We start from the raw sequence: 5402 nt of genomic DNA, 5'->3' as shown, positions 1-5402 counted from the left end.
CGGCGTAATGGTGGGCATCATCCCCGGCACCGGGGCCTCGGAGGCCTCCTGGTTCAGCTATAACACCGCCAAAAACATGTCCAAACACCCGGAGGAGTTCGNGCATGGCTCTGTAGAGGGCATAGCCGCCGCCGAATCGGCCAACAACGCCGTTACCGGCGCGACCCTGATTCCCCTGCTCACCTTGGGCATTCCCGGAGACGGCACGGTGGCCATCATGCTTTCCGCCCTGATGATCAACGGCCTGAATCCCGGCCTCAGCCTCTTCACCACCCAGGGAAACATCATGTACGCCATTATGCTGGGCCTGATTCTGGTGAATATCTTTATGCTTCTCCAGGGCAAGTTCCTCACCACCCTCTTTGCCAAGGTGGTGTCCATCCCCCAGGAAATCCTTACCCCCATCATCGTCATCTTCTGCTTTGCCGGGGCCTATTCCGTGAATGAGAATTTCTTCGACGTGGGCGTGGCCCTGATTTTCGCTATGCTGGCCTGGATTCTGCGGAAGCTGGAGCTTCCCCCGGTGCCCATTCTCCTGGGGCTGGTGCTGGGCAGCATGACGGAGACGAACTTCCGCCGGGCCCTGCTGATCTCCAACGGGAGCCCCAAAATCTTTTTCAGCAGCGTGTACTGCATCATCTTCCTGGTCCTGATTCTGCTGGCGGTGGGCGCCATCGTCCGGGGGAAGATGAAGGAACGCAGCACGCAGAAGGAGGACTGACCATGCCCAACAACATCATTTTTTACTTCACCGACCAGCAGCGCTGGGACACCTGCGGCTGCTTTGGCCAGCCCCTGGACATCACGCCCAATCTGGACGCCCTGGCCCGGGAGGGCGTGAAGTTTGACAACGCCTTCTCCCCCCAGCCGGTGTGCGGCCCCTGCCGGGCCCTGTTCCAGACCGGAAAGTATCCCACGGAGACCGGCTGCTTCCGAAACAACATNATGCTGCCCGCCGGCGTCAAGACCCTGGGCCAGTACATTGAGGAAGCGGGCTATGAAACCGCCTATATCGGCAAGTGGCACCTGGCCAGCGACGGGGAGCTGGAAAAGCCCCCCACCATCGACCACACCGTCACCGCCATTCCCCGGGAGCTGCGGGGGGGCTATACCGGCTTCTGGCGCACCGCCGACGTGCTGGAGTTCACCTCCCACGGCTACGACGGCTTCGTCTTTGACGAAAACAACCGGCGGGTCGACTTCAAGGGCTACCGGGCGGACTGCATCAACGACATGGCCCTGGAATTTTTGGACGGCTACACGGGAGAAAAACCCTTCTTCATGACCGTCTCCCAGATCGAGCCCCACCACCAGAACGACCGCAAGCACTATGAGGGGCCGGAGGGCTCCAAGGAGCGGTTTCGGGACTTCATTCTGCCCGAGGACCTGAAGGCCCTGGGGGGCAACGCCGCCGAGGAGTATCCGGATTACCTGGGCCAGTGCGCCAGCCTGGACGAAAACCTGGGGCGGCTGGTGGCGAAGCTGAAGGAAAAGGGACTGTATGAGAATACGGTGATTCTCTTCGCTTCGGACCATGGCTCCCACTTCCTCACCCGGAACCGGGACGATCATCTCAACGGCTACGACGACTATAAGCGGTCCTGCCACGACGCCTGCCTCCATGTGCCCCTGGTCATTGCCGGCGGGCCCTACCGGGGCGGCCGGGCGGTGGAGGAGCTGGTCAGCACCGCCAGCCTGCCCAAGACCATTCTGGCCCTGGCGGGCGTGGACGTGGGAGACGCCATGATCGGGGAAAACCTTCTTGACGTTGTGGAGAAAAAGGCGGATAATAGGCCCAATGAGATTTTCGCGCAGATTTCCGAGAGCCGGGTGGGCCGGTGCATCCGCACGGCGCGCTATACCTACTCCGTCTATGCCCCCGGCGTAAACGGCGGCGCGGCGGCGGCCTCGGACCGCTATGCGGACGATTTCCTCTACGACATGGAACAGGACCCCCACCAGCTGAACAATGTGGTGGCCGATCCCGCCTACGCCCAAGTAAAGGCGGAGCTGCGGGAGCGTCTGCTGGACTGGATCTGGCGGGCGGAAGGGGCACGTCCCGTCATTACGGACTGAGGAGAGCTGCGCGATTCCCGGGAGGGCGCCATGAAGGAACTGGACCGAAAGTCGGAAATGGTCTACCGCTGGGTACGGGCCTACATTGAGGAAAACAAGTTTTCCAGCAATACGAAGATTCCATCGGAAACGGTTCTGACCCGAAAACTCTCCGTCAGCCGGGAAACCGTGCGCCGGGCCCTGAGCCGGCTGACGGAGGAGGGGCTTCTCCTTCGGGTAAAGGGAAGCGGAACCTATATCAACAAAGAGGTGGCCCTGTCCTGGGAATTGGGGGGCAGCGAGGGAAGGACCAAAATCGGGCTGATCCTCCAGGGCCAGGACGGGAACGCCAACTCCAGTCTGATGGACGGCATCCGAAGCATCCTGCCCCCGGACCAGGTGGATTTGCGCACCTTCCTCACCGACAACAAGTTTGCCAACGAGCGCCGCTGCCTCCAGGCCGTGGTAAACCAGGGCTTTCAGGGGTTCATTGTGGACGGCGTGAAGGCCAGCCTGCTGAACCCCAACTTGGACTACTATCAGAAAATCTATCAAAAGCGGATTCCCGTCATTTTCTATAACAACTATTATAAGAACCTGAAATGTCCCCGGGTGGTGGTCAACGACCTGCGCTGCGCCGAGGAGCTGATCAGCCTTCTGATTCGCCAGGGGCACCGGCACATCGCCGGGATCTTCCTCTCCGACAATTATCAGAGCATCGAGAAATTTCAGGGGATGACGGCCACCCTCCAGAAAAACGGGGTGGAGTATCAGGACGATTACGTCAAATGGTTCGCCTCCAGCGAGGCGTACGACGCCCATTCCATCAGGCGGTTTCTAAAGCGCCTGCCCCGTTATACGGCGGTGGTCTGCTGCAACTACATGATCTTCCAGCTGACCCGGCAGGTGCTGGAGCAGCAGGGGAAGCGGGTGCCGGAGGACTGCTCCCTGGTGTGCTTCGACTACTCCAGCGGCGACTGGGAGGCGGAGGGGGTAACCTGCTCCATCCATCAGGGTTACCGCATTGGACAGGAGGTGGCCTCCCGGCTGATGCGCATGATCCGAAACCGGGATTGCGACGATAAAGGCTATACGTATGTTTTGCCGCCGGAGATTTACCTGGGAAGGACGGTAGGACCCGCAAGAGAGGCAAGGTAAGCGGCGCGCCGCTTTGGAAGGAAAGGAGGGCGCCCCATGCCGCCCCTGAGCATTTTACTAAAGCCCGCTTCCAGCGGATGCAATCTGCGCTGCGCGTATTGCTTTTATGCCGACGAGGCAAAGGCCCGCACGATTTCCAATTACGGCCGGATGCCGGAGGCGGTGAGCCATGCTCTGATCGAAAAGGCGGTGGAGGCGGCCGAGGGATCGGTCACATTCCTGTTCCAGGGAGGGGAACCCACCCTGGCGGGATTGGATTTTTTCCGGGATTTCGCCGCCCATGTAAAAAAAACCGCCCCTCCCAGCCTGACGGTCTACTATGCCATCCAAACGAATGGAACGCTGCTGGATGAGGAGTGGTGCCGCTTTTTCAAAGAGAACCGCTTTCTGGCGGGCCTGTCCCTGGACGGCAGCCGGGAGTGCCACAACCGTTTCCGTTTGGACGGAGCGGGAAAGGGAACCTATGACCGGGTACGGCAGGCGGCCCGCCGGCTGGAACAGGCCGGTGTGGAGTACAATGTCCTGACCGTAGTGACCGGCTATCTGGCCCGGCATATCCAGAGCGTTTTTTCCAGCCTGTGCAGGGAGGGTTTCCGGTTCCAGCAATACATTCCCTGCCTGGACCCGCTGGAAGAGGAACGGGGCGGCCAGGAATACTCCCTTTCTCCGGCCCAGTATGCGGAGTTTTTGAAAAAGCTGTTTGACCTGTGGTACCGGGAGCTGGAGCAGGGCCGCTACTGGTCCATACGCTATTTTGACAACCTGCTCTGGATGCTGGAGGGGCACGCTCCGGAGCAGTGTTCCATGCGTGGGTGCTGCGGCTTGCAGTATCTGGTGGAGGCGGACGGCAGCGTCTACCCCTGTGATTTTTACGGGCTGGACGCATACCGCCTCGGGAATATCCGGGAGGACGCCTGGGAGGACTTAGACCGTGCCAGGGAAGCGCTGGGTTTTGTCGAAGCCTCCCGGCACGTACCGGAGAAATGCGGTCATTGCCGGTGGTACCCCCTGTGCCGGAACGGATGCCGGCGGGACCGGGTTCTTGAGGGCGAGCAATTGGGATGCAGCTATTATTGTGAGGCCTATGCCGGCTTTTTCGCCTATGCCCTTCCCCGTCTGGGCCGGGCGCGGCTCCTGCTGCGCCGTATCCAGGCTCCGTGAAGCGCCGGAAAGGCTGTATCTGACCAGTGAGAAGGAGACAGGGCATTTTCCCCGTGCGCTCCGCAAGGACCTGGAGCATACATTAAGCTGTGAGGAACCAACATGCTGATCTTTTTTCTTGTGGCCCTGACGGCCAGCGTCGCGGGGGCAATCTGCGGCATCGGCGGCGGCGTGATCATCAAGCCGGTGCTGGATCTGCTCCATTTGGAGACGGTAACCGCCATCAGCTTTCTGTCGGGCTGTACGGTGCTGTCCATGAGCTGCTATTCGGTGGGAAAATCCCTCCTGGCGAAAGAGCACAGCGTTTCCTTGAATGTGGGGACGCCGCTGGCCCTTGGCGCGGCGGCGGGAGGACTGGCGGGAAATCAGCTGTTTGCCGCCGTGCGGGAGCTGTCCGGCTCGCCGGACACGGTGGGGGCGGTTCAGGCCGCCTGTCTGGCCGTGGTGACTGCGGGGACGCTGCTGTATACGGTCAACAAGTCCCGCATTTCCACACGCCGCGTCCAAAACTTCGCCGCCTGCGTGGTCATCGGACTGGCGTTGGGGGCAATGTCCAGCTTTTTGGGCATCGGCGGCGGGCCTATCAATCTGGTGGTGCTGTACTACTTTTTCAGCATGGACACCAAGACCGCCGCCGCCAACAGCCTGTATATCATCCTGTTCAGCCAGATATGCAATCTGCTCACCACGCTTTGCACCGGCGCGGTCCCGCCGTTCCGCTGGCCCGTACTGGCACTGATGGCGGCGGGCGGCATCGGCGGCGGAATCATCGGCCGGAAGCTGAACCGCCAAATGGCGAATCAGTCGGTGGAGCGGCTGTTCATCGGCCTGATGGGGGTTATTATCTGTATCAGCCTGTTCAATACATGGAGGTATGCGGGCTGGTAGATGCGGGCCCGTTTCCCGGTGCTGCGTCATTATCCATAAAAATGGACATCTGGTGTCAAGATCTCCCGGACGCCACAACCCTGCTGCACTTTCGGCATCTGTTGGAGGAGAAGGGCATCGGCAAGCTGTTGTTTGACGCA

The 5402-nt window shown here is 60.6% G+C and carries 5 protein-coding genes; all 5 read left to right on the top strand.

Going from position 1 to position 5402, the window contains the following annotated elements:
* On the top strand, positions 1-721 hold a 721-nt coding region (locus JX325_RS12315), incomplete at its 5' end, for a tripartite tricarboxylate transporter permease (RefSeq protein ID WP_204791409.1).
* A 2-nt stretch (positions 722-723) separates the two neighbouring features.
* Positions 724-2076 carry a sulfatase-like hydrolase/transferase gene (locus JX325_RS12310; RefSeq protein ID WP_204791408.1) on the top strand — a complete coding sequence of 451 codons (1353 nt, stop codon included), beginning with the start codon at positions 724-726 and terminating at the stop codon, positions 2074-2076.
* A gap of 30 nt (positions 2077-2106) precedes the next feature.
* A complete protein-coding gene (locus JX325_RS12305) occupies positions 2107-3213 on the top strand; it encodes a GntR family transcriptional regulator (protein WP_204791407.1) in 1107 nt (368 codons plus the stop codon).
* Positions 3214-3249: 36 nt separating this feature from the next.
* Complete coding sequence (locus tag JX325_RS12300) at positions 3250-4374, top strand: anaerobic sulfatase maturase (protein ID WP_204791406.1); 1125 nt, start codon at positions 3250-3252, stop codon at positions 4372-4374.
* A gap of 102 nt (positions 4375-4476) precedes the next feature.
* Entirely contained in the window at positions 4477-5262 is a 786-nt protein-coding gene (locus JX325_RS12295; RefSeq protein WP_204791405.1) for a sulfite exporter TauE/SafE family protein, read from the top strand.
* The last annotated feature ends 140 nt before the right edge of the window (positions 5263-5402 follow it).

The organism is Oscillibacter sp. CU971 (assembly GCF_905219725.1).
Taxonomy (GTDB): Bacteria; Bacillota; Clostridia; order Oscillospirales; family Oscillospiraceae; genus Oscillibacter.
This window is presented reverse-complemented; position numbering and strand designations above follow the sequence as displayed.

What these genes read in the sequence shown, in the direction of transcription:
- JX325_RS12305 (WP_204791407.1), top strand. Translation starts at nt 2,107, where the DNA reads ATGAAGGAACTGGACCGAAAGTCGGAAATGGTCTACCGCTGGGTACGG.
- JX325_RS12300 (WP_204791406.1), top strand. Translation starts at nt 3,250, where the DNA reads ATGCCGCCCCTGAGCATTTTACTAAAGCCCGCTTCCAGCGGATGCAAT.
- JX325_RS12295 (WP_204791405.1), top strand. Translation starts at nt 4,477, where the DNA reads ATGCTGATCTTTTTTCTTGTGGCCCTGACGGCCAGCGTCGCGGGGGCA.